This is a genomic window from Streptosporangium subroseum (assembly GCF_900188345.1).
Taxonomy (GTDB): Bacteria; Actinomycetota; Actinomycetes; order Streptosporangiales; family Streptosporangiaceae; genus Streptosporangium; species Streptosporangium subroseum.
In genome coordinates this window covers 33,828-56,599 of the sequence record NZ_FZOD01000023.1, presented here as the reverse complement: position 1 = coordinate 56,599, position 22,772 = coordinate 33,828, and the positions used below count along the sequence as shown (strand labels likewise).

Genomic DNA, 22,772 nt, shown 5'->3' with positions numbered 1-22,772 from the left:
CTGGGACATCCGGAGTCTCCGATACTCTCCGCGCGGGCGTAGTCACCGGCAACAACGGAAGGATCCCCCTTGATGGCAGCGGCCAATAAGACCGCCGACAAAACCTCACGCGCCCGGCTGAGCGCGGTTATCAAGTCCGCGCGTGACATCATGCGCAAGGATGCGGGGCTCAGTGGCGACCTGGACCGTTTGCCGCAGCTCTCCTGGTTGCTGTTTCTACGGGCCTTCGACGCCCTGGAGGACAATCGGGAGCTGGTCGAGGACGACTATCGTCCGGCGATCGAGGCGCCTTACCGCTGGCGTGACTGGGCGGGTGACACTGAGATGTACGGTGACGCGCTACGTGACTTTGTCAACGGTCAGCTGCTGCCGTACCTCAAAGGAAGCCTGGAGGAAGCGGCTCCTCGAGACAAAGTGCTTATCGACCTTTTCAAGGACATCCACAACCGGATGCTCTCCGGCTATCTACTCGGCGATCTCGTCCGCCAGCTCAATGAGATTAACTTCGCGTCTAGCGACGACATTCACACGATGGCCTACCTATACGAGTCGATTCTTCGAGAGGTGCGCGACGCCGCCGGAGACTCGGGTGAATTCTACACGCCGAGGCCGGTGATTCGATTCGCGGTGAAGCAGTCATTCTTAGCGTTGGGGGAGAGTATTCTCGACCCGGCTTGCGGAACGGGAGGTTTCCTGGTCGAGAGCCTCGAAGCGCTGGACGACAAGGCCGACAATACGGCAGCGAGACAGCAGCTACAGAAAGATCTGCGGGGCATCGAGAAAAAGCCGCTACCTTACCTGCTCTGCCTGATGAACCTTATTCTGCATGGGGTCGATAAACCGACCATCGTACGGAACAATGCCCTAGTCCAGATGACCAGCGAGTTAGGCCATACGAGTAAGGTCGATGTGGTCCTTACCAATCCTCCGTTCGGCGGGGAGGAGGAGACCTCGGTCTCGGAGCGTTTCTCCAAGGGGATTAGGACAAAGGAGACGGCCTGGCTGTTCCTCGTTGCGATCCTCGACAAGCTCAAGCCTGGCGGTCGTTGTGCGATTGTCCTACCCAACGGTGTGCTCTTCGGTGACGGCGCCGGTGCCCGGATTAAGGAACGACTGCTGCGCGAGTGTGATCTTCACACGATCGTACGGCTGCCGCAAGGTGTCTTTGCGCCTTACACTCAGATCCCGGCCAACGTGCTTTTCTTTGATAAAACTGGTCCGACGAAAGAGACCTGGTTTTACCAAATTCTTCCTCCTGAAGGGCGTAAGGGTTATAGCAAGACCAAGCCCATGCGGGACGAGGAATTCGACGAGTGTATGACGTGGTGGGGTGGGCAGAAGCGTGAGAGACGCGAAGAGAACGATCATGCTTGGTGGGTTTCGATCGCGGACATCGAAGCGGGTGGTTTTAACCTCGATCTGACCAACCCAAACAGCGGAGAAGATCTCGCTCACCGACGGCCGCAAGAATTGATTGCCGATCTGATCGCTGCTGAACGCGAGATCCTATGCCTCCTCGAAGAGCTCGGCGTCGACTTTGAGGAGACGAAATGAGTGTAAAGCAGACGACACTGGGTTCGGTTCTCAAACTTGAGCGAATTCCCTTGGAAATAGATCTGGAATCAGAGTATGTACAGATTGGGATTCGCTCCTTCGGGAAGGGCATTTTTCATCGTCTTCCTGTTAAAGGTGAAGATCTGAGTAGGCTTCGGTATTTTAAATTGAGGCCGAACCGTCTAATTGTTAGTAACATCATGGCTTGGGAAGGTGCTATCGCGGTATCGGGAGATGCGGAGAAAGACTGCGTTGGTTCTAGTCGATTTTTAAGCTACGCACCCGCTGGCGAAATTGATCTCTCCTATATAAATTACTTTTTTCAAAGCGAAGCGGGTCGCACTTTAATAAAAGGTACTTCGACTGGGACGGTCTTGCGCAATCAGACTTTATCTATCAAGAATTTTGAATCGATGAGGATCCCCCTTCCGAATCTTGATGAGCAGCGCCGCGTTGCAGGTCGGCTCGATGCGGTGTTCAGTCGGATTGATGATTTTCGCCAAAATCGATCCCGTTCGACCATCGCTCGAGAACAACTTTTCGGGTCATATTTGCGGGATTCTCCGAACTGGGCTCCGCTTGGAGATGCTCTTATTTCGGAAATTGATGGGGTTGACGTCTCTCCGGATGAGACGTATCGAATTGCGGGAGTTTTCGGACGTGGGCGAGGGATTTTTGGTCGAGGTCCAATCCTAGGTAATGAAACTAGTTATAAAAAGCTTCATCGCATTCATGCTGGTTCCCTGGTAATGAGCCGCTTGAAGGCTTTTGAAGGAGCCATTGGTGTAGTGCCAGACGAGTTTGATGGATGGTTCTTGTCTCCAGAGTTTCCTACGTTCGCTGTCCGTGAAGACCGCGCAATCATGAATTACATAAAGCATCTATGCTCGTGGCCTGATTTCTGGGGCATGCTCCAGGGCGAATCGAAAGGATTGGGGGCACGTAGAGAGCGCGTCTCTGCAAATAGGTTGCTCTCGATCCGGGTCCCTCTGCCCAACCTCGACGAGCAGCGAATCATTGCAATTAAGTTCGATCGCTTAGCGCGAATTGAGAAGATTGGCAGACATCAAGAAGAGATCTTGAAGGCATTGAAGGCTTCATCATTGAATGCTGCATTCAATAATCAGATTTGAGTGCATCGCAAGTTCGTATTCACGAGTTGCGACTTCGGGGGAAGGTCCTCAGTATTGGTTGAGGGCTCTCCTCGGAACGGTGCAGGATAATCAGTCGAACTCGCCGTTTTTACGCTGCCGATGAAGGCGTTCCACTCCCTGAGGGTAAGCGGGGGCCCGCGAACACAGTCACAGCTTAGGTCGAACCGGTTTGGTGTGTCATCAGGTTCGCTCCACCTTCCGGTGACTTGTCCGCTCCCGAATCGATTTCCAGATAGGGGGGAGGACGGCAGCCCCCACTGATCGCGCGCCGACATTGGGGGCTCGGTTTCTTCTGGATGGTGAGAGGTAGAGTCGCCCTCACCTGTCCGACCAGAGCCTTCCCCGTTGCCCTGGCCGAATCGGCCCTCGGATGAGCCCAGGGATTTTCTTGCGAGATCCTTCGTCTAACTGAACTGTTTTAGCTGCTAAGGAAGTCGATTGCGCGTTCGTCTAGTTCCTGGGCGCACCGCAGCCCACGGGCACGGAACGGAGTCAGGCTACGGCGCATGGCCACGATGGCTTTGCGTGTGCGGACAGATTGCACGCCATCCATGACGTTCATCGCCCGTCCCCAAATCGCGCAGGCCTCCTCGACTCCGCCTTGCGTGGCCTGCATCTCGGCTTGGGCAACTAGGTCGAGAGAGACGATCCGCGCGTAGGTGCCCGAGGGCCGGTTTGCGGCTGCGATGGCATATTGCTCGGCGGCTCTGCGCCGATCGCCGAGAGTCTCGAAGACCTTAGCGGTGCGGGAGTGGACGGTGGCTGTGGTCGGACCCCAGGCCAACGCCCAGAATGGCACTTCATCACCCTGCGCAGTAGTTAGGCGAGAATGTGCGCGTTCGACCTCCAGGACTGCGGCCCGGCGCTCGCCCGTTTTCGAGAGGGCGTGCGCGTGCGTAACGACGAACAGGGCTTCGGTCTCTGCGTCGACTTTTCCGCGGACTCGTGAAAGGCTGGTTTCGGCGAGGGCGAGGCAGTGCTCGGGCCGGTGCAGTTTCATTCCCTGCTGGGCCATGGTCCGCATCACGAACGCGTCATGCCCGATGACACCCGACTCGGCAGCCAGGGCGTAGGACTGCAGGTAATACCTCTGGGCGAGACCCTGTTCACCAGCATCGTATGCTTTCCAACCCGCCAGGTGCACCCCGGAGGCGGCGGCGGACAGCATGTGCCGACGCGCTTCCTCCGTACGGAAACGTCCTTTGCATAGGACAGCCACATCGCTCATGAGGTATTGGACCAATGCGGAGCGAGCGTGCTGTCCACCGTGGCGCTCGTCCATTTCGGTGAACATTCTCACCATGTCCCGTACTGCGGCTACCTCCGCGTTTCCGGCTATGCCGCTGGCGCGGGCCGCAGCCGTACGGGAGGCCATGTCACGGACGTACTCCAGCGGCAGGACCGCGGCGGCTACGGAGTATGCCGAGGCGGACAAGAAACGTCGTCGGTCCAAATCCGCTCTCCACATCCATGCGAGGACGCCCAATGGGTCTGGGCCGATGGACAATCCAATGCTGTCATCCTCTTCCCTGCTGCTTGCGCAGCGGAGACCGAGGTCGTCCAACGTCACGACGCGTCCCAAACGGCGAGACAGTGCCTCGGCGAGATACCGCCTAGTCTGGCCCGAAGGTAACGTCCCGGCGATCCAATGATCGACGGCGGATTTATTAGTCCGTAGGGGCTCGCCGTTCTCCGAGGCCACCTGCCGTACCGCGTGTGCGAGTGCCTCGTATGTCCATCCCGATTCCGCGACAACGTCTTTCAGTCGTGTGTTCGGTGCGCGCTGCGTCATGGCCAGCCTCGTATACCTCGTATACCGATCCACCGACTGTAACCGTACCTATCCACGGGCGATACGGCTTCACTTGTTGTCACGCCCGTTAGTCAGCGCTCCAGCTTCATGGACCGCCGCCTACGCGGGTGGGTACTGCTGTCCACCGACCATTCTGGCCAGGCCGACCACGCCTGGCCGATGAAGGAGGCCCACGTGCGACTTCCTGCCCCAACTACCGAGCCGGCGATCTCCATAGATATCCGACTCACCCCTGGTTACTATCTCGACCTCGATGGCATCAGCAGCCCCTACATCGCCGACTTGCTGCACCGGTGCCCGTCGGTGTTCGACATCAAACTCGTGATGACGGCTGACCTGGACCGTATAGAGCAGGCGCATCCGGCCATCGCCCACCTGGGTGCCATGGAGACGGGGACATTGCTCAGCGGCCGAGTACTGGTCCAGGAGGGAGCAAGAATCGAAGCCGGGGCCATGGTCAGCGGACCGGTTCTTGTCTGCGCGGGCGCGGTCATTTCCGCCGGGGCACTGGTGCGCGACCATAGCGTGATCGGACCCGGCTGTCACATTGGCTTCGGTGCGGAGATCACTCGGAGTCTGTTGGTCGGTGACATCTTCATGAAGCACCCGTCGTTCATCGGGGACTCCGTGATCGGCCGACGCGTCAACATGGGAGCGTTCTGTTCCACCACAGGTCTGCGCTGCGACCGGGGACCGGTCACTGAACCGGCGATCGACGAGATCACGGTGAATCTCGACGGTCGGCGCATCGGCACCGGGCAGACAAAATTCGGGGCTGTGATCGGCGATGAGGTTGCGCTGCCCGCAGGAACGTTTCTGACGCCCGGAACCCTGATCGGCTCCGGCACCGTGGTGTATCCCCGAGGTCACATCGGTGGCTTCCTGCCATCCGGTAGCCGGGTCAGGTGAGGCACTCATGACTACATCACCACGCGCCGCCCGGTACGCTGCGGCCGCCATCCGCATCAGCGGTGGACGGCCTCTGACTGGCCGGATCGCCGTGCAGGGCAGCAAGAACATCGCCCTGCACCTGTACGCGGCAATCCTGCTGGCTGACGAGCCGGTCACCTTGCACCGGACCCCCAACATCATCGACACACAGGTGTGTGCCCGCATTCTCCGGCGTATCGGCGCCGACGTGGAAGAGGGCGACGAGCGGTTCGCCGTTACTCCGGCCAACGTGGTCGAACCGGTCGTTGACCTGGAGCTTGGCCGCCGAGTACGGACCACTGCCGTTCTGGGCGCCGCCGTGCTGTCCCGTGCCGGCCGCGTCACGTTCCCGTTGCCCGGAGGAGATGCCTTCTGCCCCCGCTACATCGACCGGCATCTGGCCGCGATGAGCGCGGCCGGTGCCGAGGTCAGCATCGAAGGTGATCGCATCCGGGCTTCGTTCGACAACGGGTGTCCACGTCCGTTCCGTACGGACGTGGACACCCGTTACGGTCCGAGCCTGGGGGCAACGGTAAGTGCTTTGCTGCTGGCAGCCCGTGCCCCGGGCACCAGCCTCATCACCCATCCGAGCATCGAACCCGAGGTCCTGGACACCGCGCAGTTTCTCGCCTCCGGCGGCGTGGACATCACCTTGGATCATGAGGGTCTGCATGTCACGGGCACGGACCGGGTCGGTGGCGGTGTGTTCACCGTCGCTGGAGATCGGATCGAGGCTGCCACGATGCTGATGGCTGCCGCCGCGACTGGCGGCAACGTGCATCTGGAAGGCATCATCCCAGCCGAGTTCCCAGAGGGGCTGGTGTCCGTCCTGGCGGACGCGGGCATCGCCCTGCATGCGACACCATGCGGTACGTACACGATGCCATGCCATGAACTAACCGCTGTATATACAGCGACCGGCCCACACCCCGGCCTGCCGACCGATACCCAGCCGCAACTCACCGCGCTTCTTACCCAGGCTCGCGGAGTCTCCCGGATCGAGGAACGCGTTTATCCTCGTCGTGACACCCATGTGGCAGAGCTACGCCGCTTCGGCGCAATCCTGTCCTCCACGGATCACAGGATCAGTGTGCACGGTCCAATCCGCCTGCACGGAGCAGAAGCCCAGGCCGAGGATATCCGTGCCGTCACCGCTTTGGTGATCGCCGCCCTCATCGCACCGGAACCCTCTACGATCCGCGGCATGTACCACCTTCGGCGCGGCTATGGCCGACTGCTGGCCAACCTTGCCACGCTGGGGGCTGACATCTCCACCGATCAGGAGACCTGATGCACATTTCCCGACCGTTCACCTCGGACGACACCCGACGGTTGGATGAAGCCCTGCACGAGCTGGTGGACAGCGGCGGCTCCCCGGGTGGTGTCATCGTGTGCGGTACGACGGGTGGGGATCGACACATCCTCACCGCAGGGATCGTCGCGCCCGAGTGCGGTGATGCCCCACCAGGCGAGAACACCCTCTATGACATCGCCTCGTTGACCAAGGTGGTCGCCACCTGGCCTCTGGTCGGCCGCGCCGTCACCGACGGTCGGATGGATCTCGACGCGCCGATCCACGCTTATCTGCCGAGGATCGACGGTGATGCCCCCAGCGGCGCCGTCACTATTCGGCAGCTCCTCGCGCACACCTCCGGGCTACGTGCCGAGACCCGCCTTGACCATTACCGCAACACCGCCACGGGGCTGGCTGAGCTCATGTGCCGTGAGGCGCTCGAACAGCCGCCCGGCAGTCACCGGTATATCAACCGGGGCTACATCCTGCTTGGCTTGGCGCTCGCGCACATCTATGCCCGGCCCCTGTACGAGCTCGCCGACCGTTTGTGGGCCGAAGCGGGTATGACGCATACCACCTATGGGCCGGTCTCACGGGCTCGGCACGTCGCTCCCACCGAGCAGCGCCTAAATGGAGCCCCTCGGATCTGGGGCGCGCCACATGACGATAACGCCGCGCTCCTGGGCGGTGTCGCCGGACATGCTGGTGTGTTCTCTACTCCCGCTGACCTGGCTGTCTACGCGGATCACCTGCTTGTCCAGCACGCTGCCACCACTGCTATCGGTGCATGGCTGGACGCCAGTCTCGCTCCGCAGGCCGACATCGAACCCGGCCTTCACCGTGGCCTGTCGTGGATTCTCGCGGACGGTCATCAGACCGCCTATCACCACGGCTTCACCGGCACCAGCCTCTATCTCGCGCCGTACGCCGGCCGCTATGTGGTCATATGCACCAATGCGGTCTATCACGGACCCGCACGTGAGCGCATCGCCCCATTGCGTGCACTCGCCAGAAAAACTATCTCTACCACTTTCTGATTCAAGAAAAGGGAGACCTCAATGGGTGAGCGTCTGGCTGACCACACCACCCTCCAGTTCGGGGGTCCCGCGGACCAGTTGCTCACCCACGCCGATCCCGCAGCATGGGCGGATACCAGCCGTATGGCGGCTCGACATCACGGCACGCCTGTGGTGCTCGGTCACGGCAGTAACGTTCTGGCAGCTGACGCGGGTTACTCCGGCCCCGTTATCTGTATGGCCACCCAGGGCATCACTGTCCGTTCAGCGCCGGAGAAGATGGTCGACGTCACGGTCCAGGCTGGACACCCTCTTGCCGGACTAATCGACTTCGCCGTAGCGGAAGGACTTTCCGGGCTCGAATACCTCACGGGCATCCCCGGTACGATCGGTGCGGCTCCGATCCAGAACACCGGAGCTTACGGTCAGCAAATCAGCGACACTCTCATCGGCCTTACAGCGTACGACTGGCAGACTGGTGACGTTGTCAACCTCGCTCCCGTGCACTGCGGGTTCGGCTACCGCACCAGCTTGTTCAAAAGGCACCCCGCACGCTGGACGATTCTCGATGTGACGATTCGCCTTCTTCGCAGCAATTACGCATCACCGGTCACCTATCAGCATCTCGCCGATGCGCTCGATGTCTCGATCGGGGTGAGTCCACCCTTGGCTGAGGCAGCGGAAGCCGTACTGATTAACCGCAGCCAGCGCGGCCTGACCCTTCCGGCAACCGGCCCGGACGCTCGCCAGGTCGGTTCAGTCTTCCTCAACCCGCCGCTCACTCCGAAGCAAGCCGAAACCGTGCGTGCCACAGGGGGCCCTCTGCACCGCACTGCCGACGGTGCCGTACGTGGTAGCGCCGGCTGGCTCCTGCAACACGTCGGTTACGGCTGCGGTCAGCGTCTTGCTCTGGGCGTGTATTGCTCCGCCCTCCGTACCCTCACCGTTGTCGCACGGACAGGCGCTACTGCCGCCACGTTCGCAACCACACTTCAGAATCTGGCTGCACAGGTCCATGAGGCGACCGGAATCTATCTACATCCAGAGCCAGTGTCGCTGGGCGCACTAATGACTGTGACCTCACCTATTTCAACCGCGTAGAAGTGTTCTGTTGCTTTACTTGATCGTCGCGCCGATCTCTCACGGAGGCCTTATAGGACGAGAAGACGCCCTTTAGCTGTACGAGTTCAGCGAATCAGAGAGCGGCGTCGAGCCCGGCGAGTTCGAGAGCGCGGCGGTGCAGTGTTTCCGAGCGGATGCGCAGGAACTCCTCATAATCGTTGCGCATCGCCGCCTCGAAAGCTTGCCTGGTCACTAGGCAACTGGCCAGACGGCTGAGGATCTTCTCCTCACCGCTCTCGTCCACGAAATCCTTGAGGTAGCCGGCGGGCGGTTGATTGGAGACGAAGATGTTTGTAGCGGAGCTCAACATCACGATGTTGGCCGGGACATTCGCGCCGTCATAGTCAACGCGCTGATGCCTCTTCAGGTAATCCTTGGGGAAGAAATGATGCCACTCCTTGTCGTTGGCCCAAGAGAGCGCCTTCCCGGTGTCTAGTTTCGCCCCCGTACGCAGGTCGAGAGGGTTGGCGCCGGAGAGTATGAGCGCAACCATTTTGGAAGCAGAATTCTCAACACGGAACTTGCTCTGTCGCCAGATATCGCTGTGCGGGACAGAGATGGAAACTTCGATTTCAGGTTTTTTGTCTGTCACGAAGTTGGTGACTGCCTCATGATCCGCCATCATCTGGCTGAGGCTCCAGAACTGGAACCGACCACCGAGAGTGGTGCGCCAGAACCAGCGACGGATGGCCTCATGCTGTGCCGCAGTCGGTCGGTTGATCCGCGCGAAGATCTCAACCAGGATGGCGAACTGCGTGTCATTGGGCAGGGTTCTGGAGGAGGGGGACCCGATCTCGGTCGCCAGGAAGTCGACTGTCCTTCTGGCGGCCTCACTGGTCTCCTCGATCACCTTTCTCAGTCTGGGCTTAGGTAGTTTACGGATCTGCTCGATGTGTTCCTTGGAGTAGCCGAATCCGGCGGTTGCGGCGATGGCTCGGAGCAGGACCTTAGGATCGATGTCCCCGTAGCGCTTTTGGCGCAGAACTTCCTTGATCTCATCGATCGAGTCCAACAGGTCGAAATCGGGGGCCCAGGTGGCGGCCCGCATGAATTCCACCAGAGTCAGAGGTGTCCCGGTGGTGTTAATGCGCTCGAAGACCAGGCCGATCTCCTCGATCGACATGTCCCGAAGCGTTACCATCGCGATCTGATAGTTCGAGAATCGGTTGTAGAGCAGCCTCGCTCGCTGCTTAAGCTCCTCGCCGTCGATCCGCTCCAGTTGGACAACGAACTCCGCTCCATCGAGGAGGAACCGCAGCGGAAGTTGGGTCGGAGGTGGTTCCTCGAAGTCATCCCGGTGTAGGAAGGCGGTCTCGGTGAGGTCGTAAACGATGTTCCAACGACTCTTTGGATCACCGTCAGGTTCCCAATAGAGGGCACCGCAGATCGTGGACAACCGCTGCTGTCCATCGAGTAGATAGTTGACGTGGTGGCCGATCGGCGGTGAGCCGACTTCCAGATCCGCGATGGTTCGCTCGCTAGCCAGCTCCTGGTCGCTCTCCCAGAGCAGGACGCTTCCGATCGGGTAGTTCTTTGCTACGGAGTCGAGCAGATTCAGGATCTGTTGACGTGACCAGACGAAGTCCCGCTGGAATTTGGGCAGTGTGATCCGGCCAGCGAGGATATCGCCGACAACGGTGACGAGCCGTGGTGTCGAAGGCTCCGGATCACGTGGGAGCTGTCTACGAGAGGGGGGCCGCTGCACTGGTTCTCCGAGAAAACGATGTTGGGAAGATGGCTGTGTCAAAGGGTGACAGACGTGTCCAAGCGCTGTGGATCACTTCGTCCGGGCGATCTTACTTACTGACAGGTGGAGCTCAGGACCTGGCATCGGAGAGTCCGAGGCGGATGGCTTCGTTGCGGAGGTTCTTCAATGGGACCGTGGCGCCGTCATGCTCGATCCGCCATACATCCCAACCCGCACACGCCTTGGTTCTTGAGATCGCGGCCCCGGCTGCCGAGAGAGAGGGGAAAGGCTCACCCGTGTCCAGCCTGATAACGCCGCTTTCTTCTACCGTGGCAAAATAAGTGTCGCCTTTCAGCTTCCGGAAGATCTTGGCACCTGGCGGCATCAGCCCGGCTGTGATCAGATCGACGAGTTCGATGCCGTAATGGGCGCGGGTACGCCTACGGACCACCTGCTCATGAGATGGCGGGATCTTTGGCAGTGTGAAGCCCAGCTTTCGCGGGTTCCATATCTCTTCACAGAGGCGTTGATAAAGCTCCTGGCGGTGCTCGATCTCCTGCATGCCGAACATCGGACAGGGGTGGAAGGCTTTGTCGAGGCCAGCAGCCTTGAGGTACTTGGTGAACTGCGGATTCCGCTCGCGGCTCTTGGGATGGAGAGAGGCCGCGAGTCGGTTCTGAGCGCGATAATGCTCGATTTTCTGCTCGTATGGGTCGTCGCGGAAGCTAGCGTTGACGGACTTGGGCAGGATCAGCAGAGCGCCAAGCCGGTTGCGCCAGTAGTCGAAGTTCGCGCCCGTCTTGACGAGGGGCTTGTAGCGTTCGAAGTGGTCGGCCCAGATATGCTCGATCTCGTAGTTGAGGGGGCCTTGGAGATAGTCGGCCTCTTCGTAACCGCCTCCACACTCCCGTTGTACGTGAGCGGTCATGCGTGCGAGCAGATAGCGGACAAGGCGGCGGTTGTTCGCACGGAGGCCGAAAGACTTGAGCTCGCGAAAGTCGTGTTCCAACAGGGCGATTTCCCGGCCGAGGATGGTGGCGATGTCATCGGTCGTACGGCACTTTCTCAGGACGGGAATCAGTCCGTTGATTACCTCATCGAGGTCGCGGCGCTGCACAGGAAGGTTGTTGACGCAGCGACGTACGTAGACGAGATCGAGGAAAGTCGCGACCATCGCGCACTTCTCGACGAATATCCGATCGGGATCCTCGGGCGAGGCGATGGCGAGAAGAAGCGTGAACTGGTTGTCGATGCCGTTGTGGCCGTTGAAGAAGACTGCGGCCAGCTCGGGCCTGAATTCGCGGCTGGCCCGGAGCGCGGTGCAGTATCGCTTGGCGACCTCTGTGAGTCTTGTGATGAGTTCACGGGCGCCAGCGGGGTGGTCGAGCCTGAGATGAGCCTTGTTGCTGAGAACCCACTCATGGAAGGCACGTTCGATTTCAACAGCGTCTTGAGATAGCTCGTCGAAGCGTGCGTACTGCGCCAGGAGGAACGAGCGAACGTAGGTGCTTGGTGTGTTGGCCTCGTGCGCGTCCGCTCCCGCTGCCGACAGGCGGGCCAGCATGTCCGCCCATGCCTTACCGAGCTCCGCGCGTGCGTTCTGGTTGAGCTGCTGAAAGAGATGACCTTTCAAAAGATCGACGGGGCTGGGCCGAAGCCCTCGATCGTTCATGGAGACGAAGATCTCGCGCCCGTTCTCCTGATCCAGTGCTCGAATACCAACCAGGCACACCCGACTGAGTAGCCACTCGACGAAGAATACGAGCGCTTCGCCGCGCAAGATCTCGGGGAAGTCCTCGTCAATCTCTCTGCTCCGGTCGTGGAGATTCCTTACGGAGACATGAGAATCGTCGGGTAGCAGGAACCCCGTAAGCCCGTTCCAGTCTTTGACCAGAGCATTCAACAGTTGAGCGCGAGCCGGCTCCTCAGAGGCGTCGACGGCGAAATTTCGCTTGCCGTGTCGTGCGGTGTAGATGAGCTCCTCCACCGCGCTGACATCAACGTCCTCCTCCTGGTCGGCCAGGAGCTGACGAAGGTAGATCAGCAGGAGATGGAGTGTGGTGATGCGCTGCTGGCCGTCGACGAGGAAGGTACGTCCGCCGTGCTCGTGGTAGACGAAGGGGCCGAGAAAGTAAGGGGCGTAGTCGTCAACCTGCTCACGCTCGTGTAGGGGGTCCCACTGGGTCATGAACCTGTGGCTGAGGTCCTCGATCAGCGTCCGTACTTCGTCACGCGTCCAGGTGTACTCCCGTTGGTAGTAGTCGAGGGCGAACGTGTTGTTTTTGAAAAGCTGTTGGACCGTTACACCTTGACCGGGAATGGGGCTGTCCGCCATGAAGTCGGGAACGCCTTTCGCTGGGGGATGAGCTCTTCGCGAGCTGATTACTCCCCTCTATCACATCAGACTGGAAAACGTTACGGATCTTGTGAAGGGATGGCCTTAGACATGACAAGATCGTTTAGATGGGAGTTCCCGGGGGATGAGGGCCTGACCAGGCTGATCAGGTGATCGAGGAATGCACTGGCAGATGCGACGCCGTATGCCGCGGCATGGGGGTTCACCGCAGCGGCCAGCTCCGCCGGCGTTGAGAGACCTTTGTCAAGACTGTCCGCCAGGACATGGGCCACGTGCTGACCGTCATGGTGATCCTGAAGCAGATCGCTGACCAGCCGCGTTATCGGGGTGACGGGGAGTTGCTCAATCCACACGACGGTTTCCGGATCGACAGGCCCGGTGTGGATCCTTATCTCAGGGCGGCCGGATCTCTTGCGCTTCTCACAGGTGAACTCGTGCACTTCGCCGGTGAAATCGCCGACTCCATGGACAAAGGCGGCACTCCCGTGTGACACGACCCCGGCACTGATGTCGCGAAGGTCTGCCTCGGTCTCCGGTTCGAGGAGGAGCCAGGCAGCCCGCAGTTCGGTGAGTGGGGTGACGGGCGAACCGGCCACGCGATATACGCCGTACGCGACACGATTGAGCGCTCCATCCTTGGCCAGGCGGGTCATCTCCGGGTAGGAGACGTTGTTCTGTACGGCCTGTCTCGCTGTGACCAGGCCCCACTGTGCCTCAGCGATGGTACCCAGCGTGGCTATTGCGCTACTTCTTGTCATGGCACGACTCTTTCATATGTGAAAGAGTCGTGCCAGATCGAGGCTCTGCTCAGTCCGATTGGTACCGTCGGCGGGCGGTTCGGCCGCGGATGCGTGGCTAATCACGGTGAACGCCAAGACCGGATTCAACCGCCCGTCCTTGCGATGCCCGCAGGTGTTCGACGCGAACGCGGTGGGCATGATCGCACGTTCTTCTTCGGCGTTGTGTCGCATCGTTTCCCGATGGCTGGGCGCCATTCGCCTGGCGCGGGCTCGGGGGGGGTATGGCCGAGATCGGCTCTTATGGCGACGGGTTTGGTGAGTTGGGAGCCGTAAAATGGGGAGAATCCCCAGATCAGCGCGTTTGTGCGGAGTAGCGGTATCGCCTCCGGCAGGGAACGCGGACCCGGGGTAGAACGGGGTGAAACGCCGATGGGCAAGCAGCTTTCCGGAGCTGCCCTCTCCCTCTCGGAGCGGGCGGCCATGCAGGATCTCCTGACCGCGGATCGTGAGAGCACGATGGTTCAGATCGCGGCGCTGCGGCGTGACTGGGACGACATCGTCGAATCGTCGACGCTGGTGGCGAACGACGACGAGCATGATCCGGAGGGAGCGACGCTCGCCTTCGAGCGAGCCCATCTCGAAGCCCTGCTTGACAGGGCCCGCAGCCGCCTTGAGGACCTGGATCAGATGGCCGAACGGCTCCGCGAGGGAACCTACGGCGTGTGCGAGGGCTGTGGGCAGCCCATCGCCTTCGAGCGCCTGCAGGCGCGCCCGGTCGCGCGGACCTGCATCGACTGCGCGGCCCACCGGCGGTGACAGCCCGGGGCCGGTGATGGCCCGCGAGCGCGATGACGGCTCGCGGGCGGCGACGGCCTGCGGCGATGACGGCTCGTGGGTAGTGACGGTCTGCGGGCGATGACGGCTCGCGGGCGGCGATGGCCTGCGGCGATGACGGCTCGTGGGCGGTGACGGCCTGCGGGTGACGGTCCGCAGGTGGTGACACCCGTGGATGGGCGGAACAAAACCCTTGAACTACGCTTGGTGCGTCAGTGCCGCTGTCGTGCCCCTGTGCGACCCGGCGTGAGACGTGCATTGATCGCGCGCGACCTGGCGTAAGGCGTAGAGAGGGCATACCTTGACCGGACGGCTGACGAACTGGGCCGGCAACATCACCTACGATGCCGCGCGGATCCATCGCCCCGGCAGCGTCGAGCAGCTCCAGAAGCTGGTCGCGAAGAGCGACGGTATAGGGGCGCTCGGCACCCGTCACTCCTTCAACGAGATCGCCGACAGGCCCGGCGGGGATCTCGTCTCGCTGGAGGACCTCCCGGGCCAGGCGGAGCTGGATTCCGCGCGCCGTACGGTCACGGTCGGTGCCGGGGTTCGGTACGGCGAGCTGAGCCGTTGGCTGCACGGAGAGGGCTACGCGCTGCACAACCTTGGCTCGCTGCCGCACATCTCGGTCGCCGGCGCCTGCGCCACGGCCACGCACGGCTCGGGTACGGCCAACGGCAACCTGGCGACCGCGGTATCCGGCCTCGAACTGGTCACCGCCGACGGTGAGATCGTCGCCCTCAGCCGGGAGAAGGACGGCGACGGTTTTGCCGGTGCGGTGGTCGGGCTCGGCGCGCTGGGTATCGTCACCCGGGTCACCCTGGACGTCGTCCCGACCTTCGACGTGCGGCAGTACGTCTACGAGAACCTGCCGTGGGCCCGGTTGGAGGATCACTTCGAGGAGATCATGTCCGCCGCGTACAGCGTGAGCCTGTTCACCGGCTGGAGCGGCCCTCGAATCGACCAGGTGTGGGTGAAGCAGCGCGTCGACGAGCCGGGTCCGTGGGAGGCGGCGCCGCGCTGGCTGGACGCCACCGCGGCGCCGGCCGACCGGCATCCCCTTCCGGGGCTGTCCGCCGTCAACTGCACCGCGCAGATGGGCGTGCCCGGGCCCTGGTACGACCGGCTGCCGCATTTCCGCCTGGACTTCACTCCCAGCAGCGGAGAGGAGCTCCAGTCGGAGTATCTGCTGCCGCGCCGCCACGCGATCTCCGCGCTCCGCGCGCTGGACCAGGTCAGAGATACGGTGGCCCCCGTCCTGCAGGTGTCGGAGATCCGCGCCGTCGCGGCGGACGACCTGTGGATGAGCTCCTCCTACGGGGAGGACGTCGTCGCCTTCCACTTCACCTGGAAGAAGGACTGGCCGGCCGTGCGCCGGGTGCTCGCGGTGGTGGAGGAGGCGCTGGAACCCTTCGAGGCGCGGCCGCACTGGGGCAAGCTCTTTGTCATGAGCCCCCAGCGGGTGCGATCCCTGTACGAGCGGCTCCCCGACTTCCAGCGGCTGCTCACCGACTACGATCCCACCGGCAAGTTCCGCAACGCGTTCGTCGACGAGCATCTTTTTGGCGAAGCCTGAGCGGAGTCCCGCCGTGTTCGGCCTCGTCCCCTCGCTGGAAGGGACGGGGCCTTTCTTCTCCTGGATCGAGTTTCCGCCGTCGACCACGACGACCTGGCTGTGATGTGGCTCTCCTCCGGCGAGGCGAGACAGGCCACCGGCTCGGGGTCGCAACGAGCGACCGGTCATTTTTGCAGCTAGTGGGAATGCCGGGAGTACCGCTGGCACGGGCTCGAAATGGGGGTTACCCGCGAAGACGGCGGGTTCCGAGAGCGGGATCATTGATGCTAGCCCCGTCTTCTCGCGTGTCTGGCGACATCCGATTTTCGCTGGGTCAGGGCGTATGGACGACGGTCGGCGGGATGTAGAGCGCCCCGTGAATCAGCCCCTATTCCTGCCTGGAATCACATTCAGACTCCCGCTCTCTGTTTCTCAAGGAGGACGATCAATGCAAATTCCTAGGCGCCTTGCACTGAGCGTGTCCGGCTTGGTGATCGCGGCAGGAAGCCTCTTCGGAGTGGGCGCGGCCACCCCGGCCAGCGCGGCCACCCCGGCGACCACGACCGTGGCGACCACGACCGCCGCACCTCAGACCGCGGTGATCAGCGGTTACCACCGTTTCCACCGGCGTGGTCATCACTATCGCTTCTACGGGGGCCACCACTTCCGCTTCCACCGCTTCCACTGGAGGGGCTACTACTGAGGCCGCGACCCACGGACCATCCGGCCGGGTGGTCCGTGGGGCCTGGCATTCAGGTCATGCGATCCCTCCGGGGGCGGCTCATCGCCCTCGGGGGGATCGCCGTGCGACCCGGGCCCTCAGCTCTCCCGGGGAATGAGGGTGGGCAGAACAGGCGTCGAGGTCGGGCCTGGGTGTGAGGTGACGGACCGTCTCCACGATTGACGCCGGTAGGCATCACGGCGCCCGGCATACTCGGACGTGGGGTGACGGACCTTCGCCCCCGATCATCTCCTGATCAGGGCAGGCCACGGTTGATGGCCTCCTCGCGGAGGCGTTTCAGCGGCACCGCGGCACCGCCGTGCTCGATTCGCCAGACGTCCCAGCCCGCGCAGGCCTTGGTTCCTGCGACCGCGGCTCCGGCGGCGGACAGGGAGTGGTAGGCCTGGCCCGTGGCCTCCACCCTGATCGTCCCCCCTTCCTCGACGGTGGCGAAGTGGATCTCGCCCCTGACCGTCCGGAAGATCTTGGAGTTGGGGGAGATCAGGCCTTCCCTGATCAGATCGAGGAGTTCGACGCCGTAGTGGCGGCGGGCCGAGGGCGGCTCGGGAGGAAGTTCGATCACCGGCAGGCGGAAGCCGAGCCTGGACGGGCTCCAGATCTCCTCGCAGAGGAGCCGGTAGAGCTGCTGTCGCCGCTCGATCTCCCGGACGCCGAACTCCGGGCAGGGCTGGAACGCCTTGTCGAGTCCCGAGTCCCTGAGGTAGTGGGTGAAGGGGGTGTTCCGCAGGCGGCTCTTGGGATGCAGCGAGGCCGCGAGCCGGTTCTCGGCGTAGTAGTGCTCGATCTTCCGCTCGTAGGGGTCGTCCCGGAAGCTCGCGTTGACGGACTTGGGCAGGAGCAGCAGGGCGCCGAGGCGGTTGCGCCGCAGGTAGAACTCCGCGGTGGTCTTGACGGAGTCCTTGTGCCGCTCGAAGCGGTTGGCCCAGATGTGCTCGATCTCGTAGTCGCGGGCTCCCCGGAGGAACTCGTACTCGTGCTCGCCCCCCTCACACGCGTGCTGGACGTGCGCGGTCATGCGGGAGAGCAGGTAGCGGACCAGGCGGCGGTTGTTGGCCCGGAGCCCGAAGGAGGTGAGCTCGCGGAAATCGTGCTCAAGCAGGGAGGTCTCCCGGCCGAGGACCGTGGCCACGTCGTCGACCGTCCGGCAGATCCGCAGGACGGGGATCAGCCGGTGGACGATCTCGTCGAGGTCGCGGCGCTGCACGGGAAGGTTGTTGACGCATCGCCGTACGTAGACGAGGTCGAGGAACGTCGAGACCATCGAGCACTTCTGGACGAACACCTGGTCGGAGTCCTCCGGCGAGGCGACGGAGAGCAGGAGCGTGAACTGGTTGTCGATGCCGTGGTAGCCGTTGAAGTAGACGGCGGCCAGGTCGGGCCTGAACTCCTGGCCGGCGCGGAGCAGCAGGCAGTAGCGCTCGGATAAGTGTGTGAGCCTGTGGATGAACTCCCGCGCTCCGGCCGGGCGGTCGAGGCCCAGCTGGACCTCGTTGCGCAGGATCCACTCGTGGACGGCTCTTCCGATGTCGGCGGCGTCCGTGGATGCCGCGTCGAGGTGCGCGTACTGCGCCAGCAGGAACGAGCGGACGTACGCGCTGGGCGTGTTGGCCTCGGGGGAGTCGGCCTCCGCGGTGGTGAGGCGGGCCAGCATGTCGGCCCACGACCGGCCCAGTCTCTCGCGCGTCTGCGGGTCGACCCGCCGGAAGAGGTGGCCTTTCAGCAGGTCCACGTGGCTCAGCCGGAGCCCCCGGTCGTTCATGGACACGAAGATCTCGCGCCCGTTCTCCTGGTCGAGGGCGCGGATGCCGACCAGGCACACGCGGTCGAGCAGCCACCGGACGAAGGGCACCAGGGCCTCGCCGCGCAGCTCTTCGGGGAACTCCCCGTCGATCTCTCTGCTCCGGTCGTGGAGGTTTCTCACCGAGACGTGGATGTCCTCGGGCATGGTGAATCCCTTGAGACCGTTCCAATCGGTGACCAGGGCGTTGAGCAGTTGCGCGCGGGCCAGCTCCTCGGTGCTGCCGACCTTGAAGCTCCGCCTGCCGTGCCGCGCCGTGTAGGTGAGCCCCTCCAGCTCGTCGGCGTAGATCCACTTCTCCTGGTCGAGCAGCAGCTGCCGGAGGTAGATGAGCACGAGGTGGAGCGTGGTGACGCGCTGCTGGCCGTCGACGAGGAAGGTGCGGCCCTCACCCTCGTGGTAGACGTAGGGGCCGAGGAAGTAGGGGACGTAGCGGCTGACCTCGTCGCGCTCGTGCAGGGGGTTCCACTGGCTGAGGAAGCGCTGGCTGAGGTCGTCGATCAGCGTGCCGACCTCGTGGCGGGTCCAGGTGTACTCCCGCTGGTAGTAGTCCAGGGCGAAGGAGTTGCGTTCGAAGAGGGTACGGACCGTTACGCCTTCGCCGTGAATAGGACTTTCCGCCATGAACCGGGAGCGCCTCTCGCCTGCGGGGAAACGGCTCGCTTGAGAGCCGAATCACTCTCATTTATCACGCCAGACACAAAAGCGTTACTAATCTCGGCGAAATCGTACTTTGTCATGCAGGCGGCCCGAGGAAGAACGCGGAGGCCGGCGGATCGCCGGTCCTGTCAGGCGGGAAGGCCGAGGAAGCGGGCCTGGCAGCGCACGGAATGGTCGAAGGCCGCGGCCGGGTCGAGGATCGTGTTCTTGAACTGGCCGAACAGCTCGAAGTTGATCCAGCCGAACAGGCCCGTCCAGACGATCAGGGCGCGGGCGACGACGTCGTCGGGGACCTCGGGCATGATCTCGCGCACGCGCGCCGCGTCCTCGGCGAACGAGGCGGGCGAAGGCGGGCAGATGTCCGGCGGGGTGAGGGACCCGGCACCGTGGGCGTCGGAGACGATCCGGCCGTAGACGAGGGTGCCGCGGACCGCCGCGACGATGGTGTCGTCCGGAGCCTGGTAGCCGGGCACTGGTGAGCCGTACAGCAGGGCGTACTCATGCGGGTGGGCCAGCGCCCAGTCGCGTACGGCGTGGCACAGGGCCAGCCATCGGCCGGTGTGGTCCTCGCGCGGGCGAGCCGCGTCGGCGCTCTCCATGGCCTCGCCCACGGCGTTGTAGCCGTCGACGATCAGAGCCGTGAGCAGGTCGTCCCGGGACGGGAAGTAGCGGTAGATCGCCGAGGAGACCATGCCCATCTCGCGGGCGACCGCGCGCAGGGAGAGGCCTCCCGCGCCCTCGGTGGCGAGCTGGCTGCGGGCGATGTCGGTGATCTCACGGGTCAGCTCGGCCCGGACCCGTTCCCGTGCTGTGCGGCTTGAGCTCATGCTCAGGACCATATCAGAGCACCGAGAGGAAAAAAGAGCACCGCTCTTGACGAACATCGCTCTCCTAAGAGAGCATTGCTCTCAGAACGGAATGCCACTCTCTAAGGAGCCCCCGATGCTGTCCTTGGCCAAGAACGTCAACCTTCTGGTCGCGTTCCTGCTGGAACTGGGCGTTCTCGCCTCGGTCGGCTACTGGGGTTTCACCGTGGGGCAGAACTGGCCGGTGAAGCTGCTCCTCGGTCTCGGTGCGCCCGCGCTCTTCATCGCGGCCTGGGCCCTGTTCGGCGCGGCCAACGGCGCCGTGATCCCGCTCACCGGATTCGCCAGGGTCGTCCTGGAGGTCCTCTGGTTCGGCGGCGGCGCCGCGGCGCTGGCCATGGCGGGCAGCGTGACCCCCGGGATCGTCCTCGCCGCCGTCTACCTCGTCAACGCCGCGCTGCGGCTGCTGTGGAACCAGTGAAGCGGACCGGTCGAAACCCCACCGAAGACCATCAACGCGGCTCCACCGGCTTCGGCATGACCCCGGCCCCGATGGACGAGGCGCTGGTCACGGCGCTTCGCGTGACGGCGAAACCGAACGGCGACGGCGGCGCAGGCCGTACGCTCGGAGCATGAAGATCGCCATGATCGGCCTCGGCGACATCGCGGAGAAGGCCTACCTGCCCGTTCTCTCCGCGCTGCCCGGCCTTGACCTCCACCTGTGCACCCGCAACCAGGTCACGCTCGACCGTCTCGGCGACGCGCACCGGATCGAGCACCGCTTCACCTCGGTGGACGAGGTGCTCGGCGCGGGCGTCGAGGCGGCCTTCGTGCACGCGGCCACCAGCGCCCACGTGAAGATCGTCGAGCCGCTGCTCCAGGCGGGCGTCCACGTCTACCTGGACAAGCCGATCGCCTACACCCTCGCCGAGTCCGAGGCTCTGGTACGGCTGGCGCGGGAGAGGGGGCGGTCGCTGCTCGTCGGATTCAACCGCCGCAGGGCGCCGTCCTACGCGGCGCTGCTCGACCTGCCCCGTCACCTGGTGGTGATGGAGAAGAACCGCAGGGACCTCCCGGAGGACCCGCGCACCGCGATCTTCGACGACTTCGTCCACGTCGTGGACACGCTCAGGTTCCTGGCGCCCGGCAAGGTCGAGCACACCGGGATCCGGACCCGGGTCAGGAACGGCCTGCTGGAGCATCTGACGCTGGAGCTGTCCGGGGACGGCTTCACCGCGTTCGGGATCATGAGCAGGATGAGCGGTGCGGCCGAGGAGACCGTGGAGGTCATGGGCGGGGGAGTGAAGCGGCGAGTGGTCAACCTCGCCGACGTGATCGACTACGCCGGGACGGAGACGGTGACCCGCCGCGGCGACTGGACCCCGGTCTCCCGCCAGCGCGGCATCGAGCAGGTCTGCCTGGAGTTCCTGGACGCGGTCCGCTCCGGCGTCCGGATCAGTGCCGACGACGCCCTGGCCACCCACGCGATCTGCGAGGACATCGTCCGCGCCTGCGCGGGCTAGGCCTCGACCGGTGATCATGTGGGGAGCGGTCCCGCGCCACGCGCCCCGGTGATGCGTGGCGTGGGACGGCTCCTCACGAGGTGAACGCCTCTTTCGTCAGCGTTCGGCCAGATACCGCCGGCCGAGGGTGCGCAGCCGCTCGTGCGCCGACTCGTAGACGTCGGGCCGGCCCAGGTAGGTCTTGGGGATCTTGGCGACCATCGTGTAGTTGGTGTCGCAGACGTTGCCGACGGGCGCCTCACCGATCTGGCTGACCAGCTGGTAGGCGTCCAGGGTCTCCAGCCCCGTCAGATCCGCCGCCCAGGTGACCAGGTCGTGCTGGCTGATCCGGTAGGCGTCCTCCAGCGGGCGGGCCGAGCCGGTCGACATCAGGTGGTCGTCGTCCTCCAGGCGGGGCCAGGGGGTGCCGACCCCCTTGATCAGCTCCACCGCCACCACGGTGTTCATCGCGGCCTCGACGGCCGTGCCGCACACCTCGCCGTGTCCCTGGCGGGCGTGCCCGTCTCCCACCGCGAACAGCCCGCCCTCGACGTTGACCCCGAGGTACACGGTCACCCCGGCGCGCAGTTCGGGGGTGTCCATGTTGCCGCCGTGGGCGTCCGGGGTGATCGTCATCCGGGCCTCGGACGCCCCGGGCGCGACGCCGACCGTGCCGTGCATCGGGTCGAGCGGGAGCTCCATCGTGAAGTCGCTCTTGCGGGCGTGGTAGCGGACCACGCCCTTCTCCACGTCGATGTCGTAGCGCCACACGACCTCGTCCAGCGGCGGGCTGAGCATGGCCGTGGTGTGCGTGCCGGTCAACGCGCCGAAGTGCGGGAACGTGGCGGACACCGCCCAGTCCCTGGCGGGCTCGATCGAGATGAAGTGCAGGGCGAGCGTGTCTCCCGGCTCGGCCCCCTCGACGTGGAAGGGACCGGTGACCGGGTTCAGGTAGGGAAACTCGCAGACACGCGAAGGCAGGTCGTCGACCGAGAGCACCCGGCCGCCGAAACAGTCCTCGGTGTACATCTCGAGGATCGTTCCGGGCTGGATCCTGCCCACGGCGGGCCGTCCGCCGAAGGTGTAGCTCAGGTCTTCGAGCGCGGGACGGTAGGAGACGATGTTCACCGCGCACCTGCCCCGTCGAGGTTCCGCACCGTGGTGAGGAGAGAGGACGAGAAACCTTCCTCCACCTCGAGAAAAATCTCA

At 63.4% G+C, this 22,772-nt stretch carries 19 protein-coding genes; 11 read left to right on the top strand and 8 right to left on the bottom strand.

The window, feature by feature from the left end:
- Nucleotides 1-72 precede the first annotated feature (72 nt).
- The gene (locus tag CHC08_RS23015) at nucleotides 73-1,554 is read left to right on the top strand and encodes a class I SAM-dependent DNA methyltransferase (protein ID WP_089209426.1); all 1,482 of its coding nucleotides are present in this window, start codon (nucleotides 73-75) and stop codon (nucleotides 1,552-1,554) included.
- Complete coding sequence (locus tag CHC08_RS48440) at nucleotides 1,551-2,687, top strand: restriction endonuclease subunit S (protein ID WP_143653321.1); 1,137 nt, start codon at nucleotides 1,551-1,553, stop codon at nucleotides 2,685-2,687. Before CHC08_RS23015 ends, CHC08_RS48440 begins: the two co-directional genes overlap by 4 nt.
- Nucleotides 2,688-3,126: 439 nt before the next feature.
- Here CHC08_RS48440 and CHC08_RS50760 read toward each other — a convergent pair whose 3' ends face one another.
- Nucleotides 3,127-3,876, bottom strand: coding sequence for an NsdA family TPR-like regulatory protein (locus CHC08_RS50760; RefSeq protein ID WP_218825431.1), 750 nt, complete (start codon nucleotides 3,874-3,876; stop codon nucleotides 3,127-3,129).
- Nucleotides 3,877-4,695: 819 nt separating this feature from the next.
- On the opposite strand from CHC08_RS50760, the gene CHC08_RS23000 reads away from it, so the two are divergent.
- The 4 genes from CHC08_RS23000 to CHC08_RS22985 are packed head-to-tail and all read left to right on the top strand — an operon-like array spanning nucleotide 4,696 to nucleotide 8,862.
- A complete protein-coding gene (locus CHC08_RS23000; RefSeq protein WP_143653320.1) occupies nucleotides 4,696-5,430 on the top strand; it encodes an LbetaH domain-containing protein in 735 nt (244 codons plus the stop codon).
- Nucleotides 5,431-5,437: 7 nt separating this feature from the next.
- Nucleotides 5,438-6,742 (top strand): UDP-N-acetylglucosamine 1-carboxyvinyltransferase, encoded by a 1,305-nt coding sequence (locus CHC08_RS22995; protein WP_089209422.1) that lies wholly within the window; start codon nucleotides 5,438-5,440, stop codon nucleotides 6,740-6,742.
- Complete coding sequence (locus CHC08_RS22990) at nucleotides 6,742-7,782, top strand: serine hydrolase domain-containing protein (RefSeq protein WP_218825430.1); 1,041 nt, start codon at nucleotides 6,742-6,744, stop codon at nucleotides 7,780-7,782. The genes CHC08_RS22995 and CHC08_RS22990 overlap by 1 nt, the downstream gene beginning before the upstream one ends.
- A gap of 21 nt (nucleotides 7,783-7,803) precedes the next feature.
- The gene (locus CHC08_RS22985) at nucleotides 7,804-8,862 is read left to right on the top strand and encodes a UDP-N-acetylmuramate dehydrogenase (RefSeq protein WP_089209421.1); all 1,059 of its coding nucleotides are present in this window, start codon (nucleotides 7,804-7,806) and stop codon (nucleotides 8,860-8,862) included.
- Between the two features lie 94 nt (nucleotides 8,863-8,956).
- Here the strand turns inward: CHC08_RS22985 and CHC08_RS22980 are convergent, their stop codons facing one another.
- From CHC08_RS22980 to CHC08_RS48430, 4 genes are all read right to left on the bottom strand, one after another.
- The gene (locus CHC08_RS22980) at nucleotides 8,957-10,588 is read right to left on the bottom strand and encodes a GmrSD restriction endonuclease domain-containing protein (protein WP_179282163.1); all 1,632 of its coding nucleotides are present in this window, start codon (nucleotides 10,586-10,588) and stop codon (nucleotides 8,957-8,959) included.
- Between the two features lie 112 nt (nucleotides 10,589-10,700).
- Nucleotides 10,701-12,905, bottom strand: coding sequence for a GmrSD restriction endonuclease domain-containing protein (locus CHC08_RS22975; protein ID WP_089209419.1), 2,205 nt, complete (start codon nucleotides 12,903-12,905; stop codon nucleotides 10,701-10,703).
- Nucleotides 12,906-12,985: 80 nt separating this feature from the next.
- Nucleotides 12,986-13,684 carry a type IV toxin-antitoxin system AbiEi family antitoxin domain-containing protein gene (locus tag CHC08_RS48435; protein ID WP_143653319.1) on the bottom strand — a complete coding sequence of 233 codons (699 nt, stop codon included), beginning with the start codon at nucleotides 13,682-13,684 and terminating at the stop codon, nucleotides 12,986-12,988.
- A 12-nt stretch (nucleotides 13,685-13,696) separates the two neighbouring features.
- Nucleotides 13,697-13,897, bottom strand: coding sequence for a hypothetical protein (locus tag CHC08_RS48430; protein ID WP_143653318.1), 201 nt, complete (start codon nucleotides 13,895-13,897; stop codon nucleotides 13,697-13,699).
- 198 nt (nucleotides 13,898-14,095) lie between these two features.
- On the opposite strand from CHC08_RS48430, the gene CHC08_RS22965 reads away from it, so the two are divergent.
- From CHC08_RS22965 to CHC08_RS22955, 3 genes are all read left to right on the top strand, one after another.
- Nucleotides 14,096-14,482 (top strand): TraR/DksA family transcriptional regulator, encoded by a 387-nt coding sequence (locus tag CHC08_RS22965; protein ID WP_245878484.1) that lies wholly within the window; start codon nucleotides 14,096-14,098, stop codon nucleotides 14,480-14,482.
- A gap of 319 nt (nucleotides 14,483-14,801) precedes the next feature.
- Nucleotides 14,802-16,076: an FAD-binding protein gene (locus CHC08_RS22960; RefSeq protein WP_089209417.1), complete on the top strand. Its 1,275-nt coding sequence runs from the start codon at nucleotides 14,802-14,804 to the stop codon at nucleotides 16,074-16,076.
- A gap of 427 nt (nucleotides 16,077-16,503) precedes the next feature.
- Entirely contained in the window at nucleotides 16,504-16,758 is a 255-nt protein-coding gene (locus tag CHC08_RS22955) for a hypothetical protein (protein ID WP_143653317.1), read from the top strand.
- Nucleotides 16,759-17,032: 274 nt separating this feature from the next.
- Here the strand turns inward: CHC08_RS22955 and CHC08_RS22950 are convergent, their stop codons facing one another.
- Nucleotides 17,033-19,219, bottom strand: a complete 2,187-nt coding sequence (locus tag CHC08_RS22950; protein WP_089209415.1) for a GmrSD restriction endonuclease domain-containing protein — start codon at nucleotides 19,217-19,219, stop codon at nucleotides 17,033-17,035.
- Between the two features lie 164 nt (nucleotides 19,220-19,383).
- Nucleotides 19,384-20,082 (bottom strand): TetR/AcrR family transcriptional regulator, encoded by a 699-nt coding sequence (locus CHC08_RS22945; RefSeq protein ID WP_089209484.1) that lies wholly within the window; start codon nucleotides 20,080-20,082, stop codon nucleotides 19,384-19,386.
- Nucleotides 20,083-20,197: 115 nt separating this feature from the next.
- On the opposite strand from CHC08_RS22945, the gene CHC08_RS22940 reads away from it, so the two are divergent.
- Together CHC08_RS22940 and CHC08_RS22935 are read left to right on the top strand one after the other, a co-directional pair.
- Nucleotides 20,198-20,542, top strand: coding sequence for a YrdB family protein (locus CHC08_RS22940; RefSeq protein ID WP_089209414.1), 345 nt, complete (start codon nucleotides 20,198-20,200; stop codon nucleotides 20,540-20,542).
- A gap of 151 nt (nucleotides 20,543-20,693) precedes the next feature.
- Nucleotides 20,694-21,584 (top strand): Gfo/Idh/MocA family protein, encoded by an 891-nt coding sequence (locus tag CHC08_RS22935; protein ID WP_089209413.1) that lies wholly within the window; start codon nucleotides 20,694-20,696, stop codon nucleotides 21,582-21,584.
- Between the two features lie 96 nt (nucleotides 21,585-21,680).
- Here the strand turns inward: CHC08_RS22935 and CHC08_RS22930 are convergent, their stop codons facing one another.
- Nucleotides 21,681-22,691: an acetamidase/formamidase family protein gene (locus tag CHC08_RS22930; protein ID WP_089209412.1), complete on the bottom strand. Its 1,011-nt coding sequence runs from the start codon at nucleotides 22,689-22,691 to the stop codon at nucleotides 21,681-21,683.
- Nucleotides 22,692-22,772: the final 81 nt, after the last annotated feature.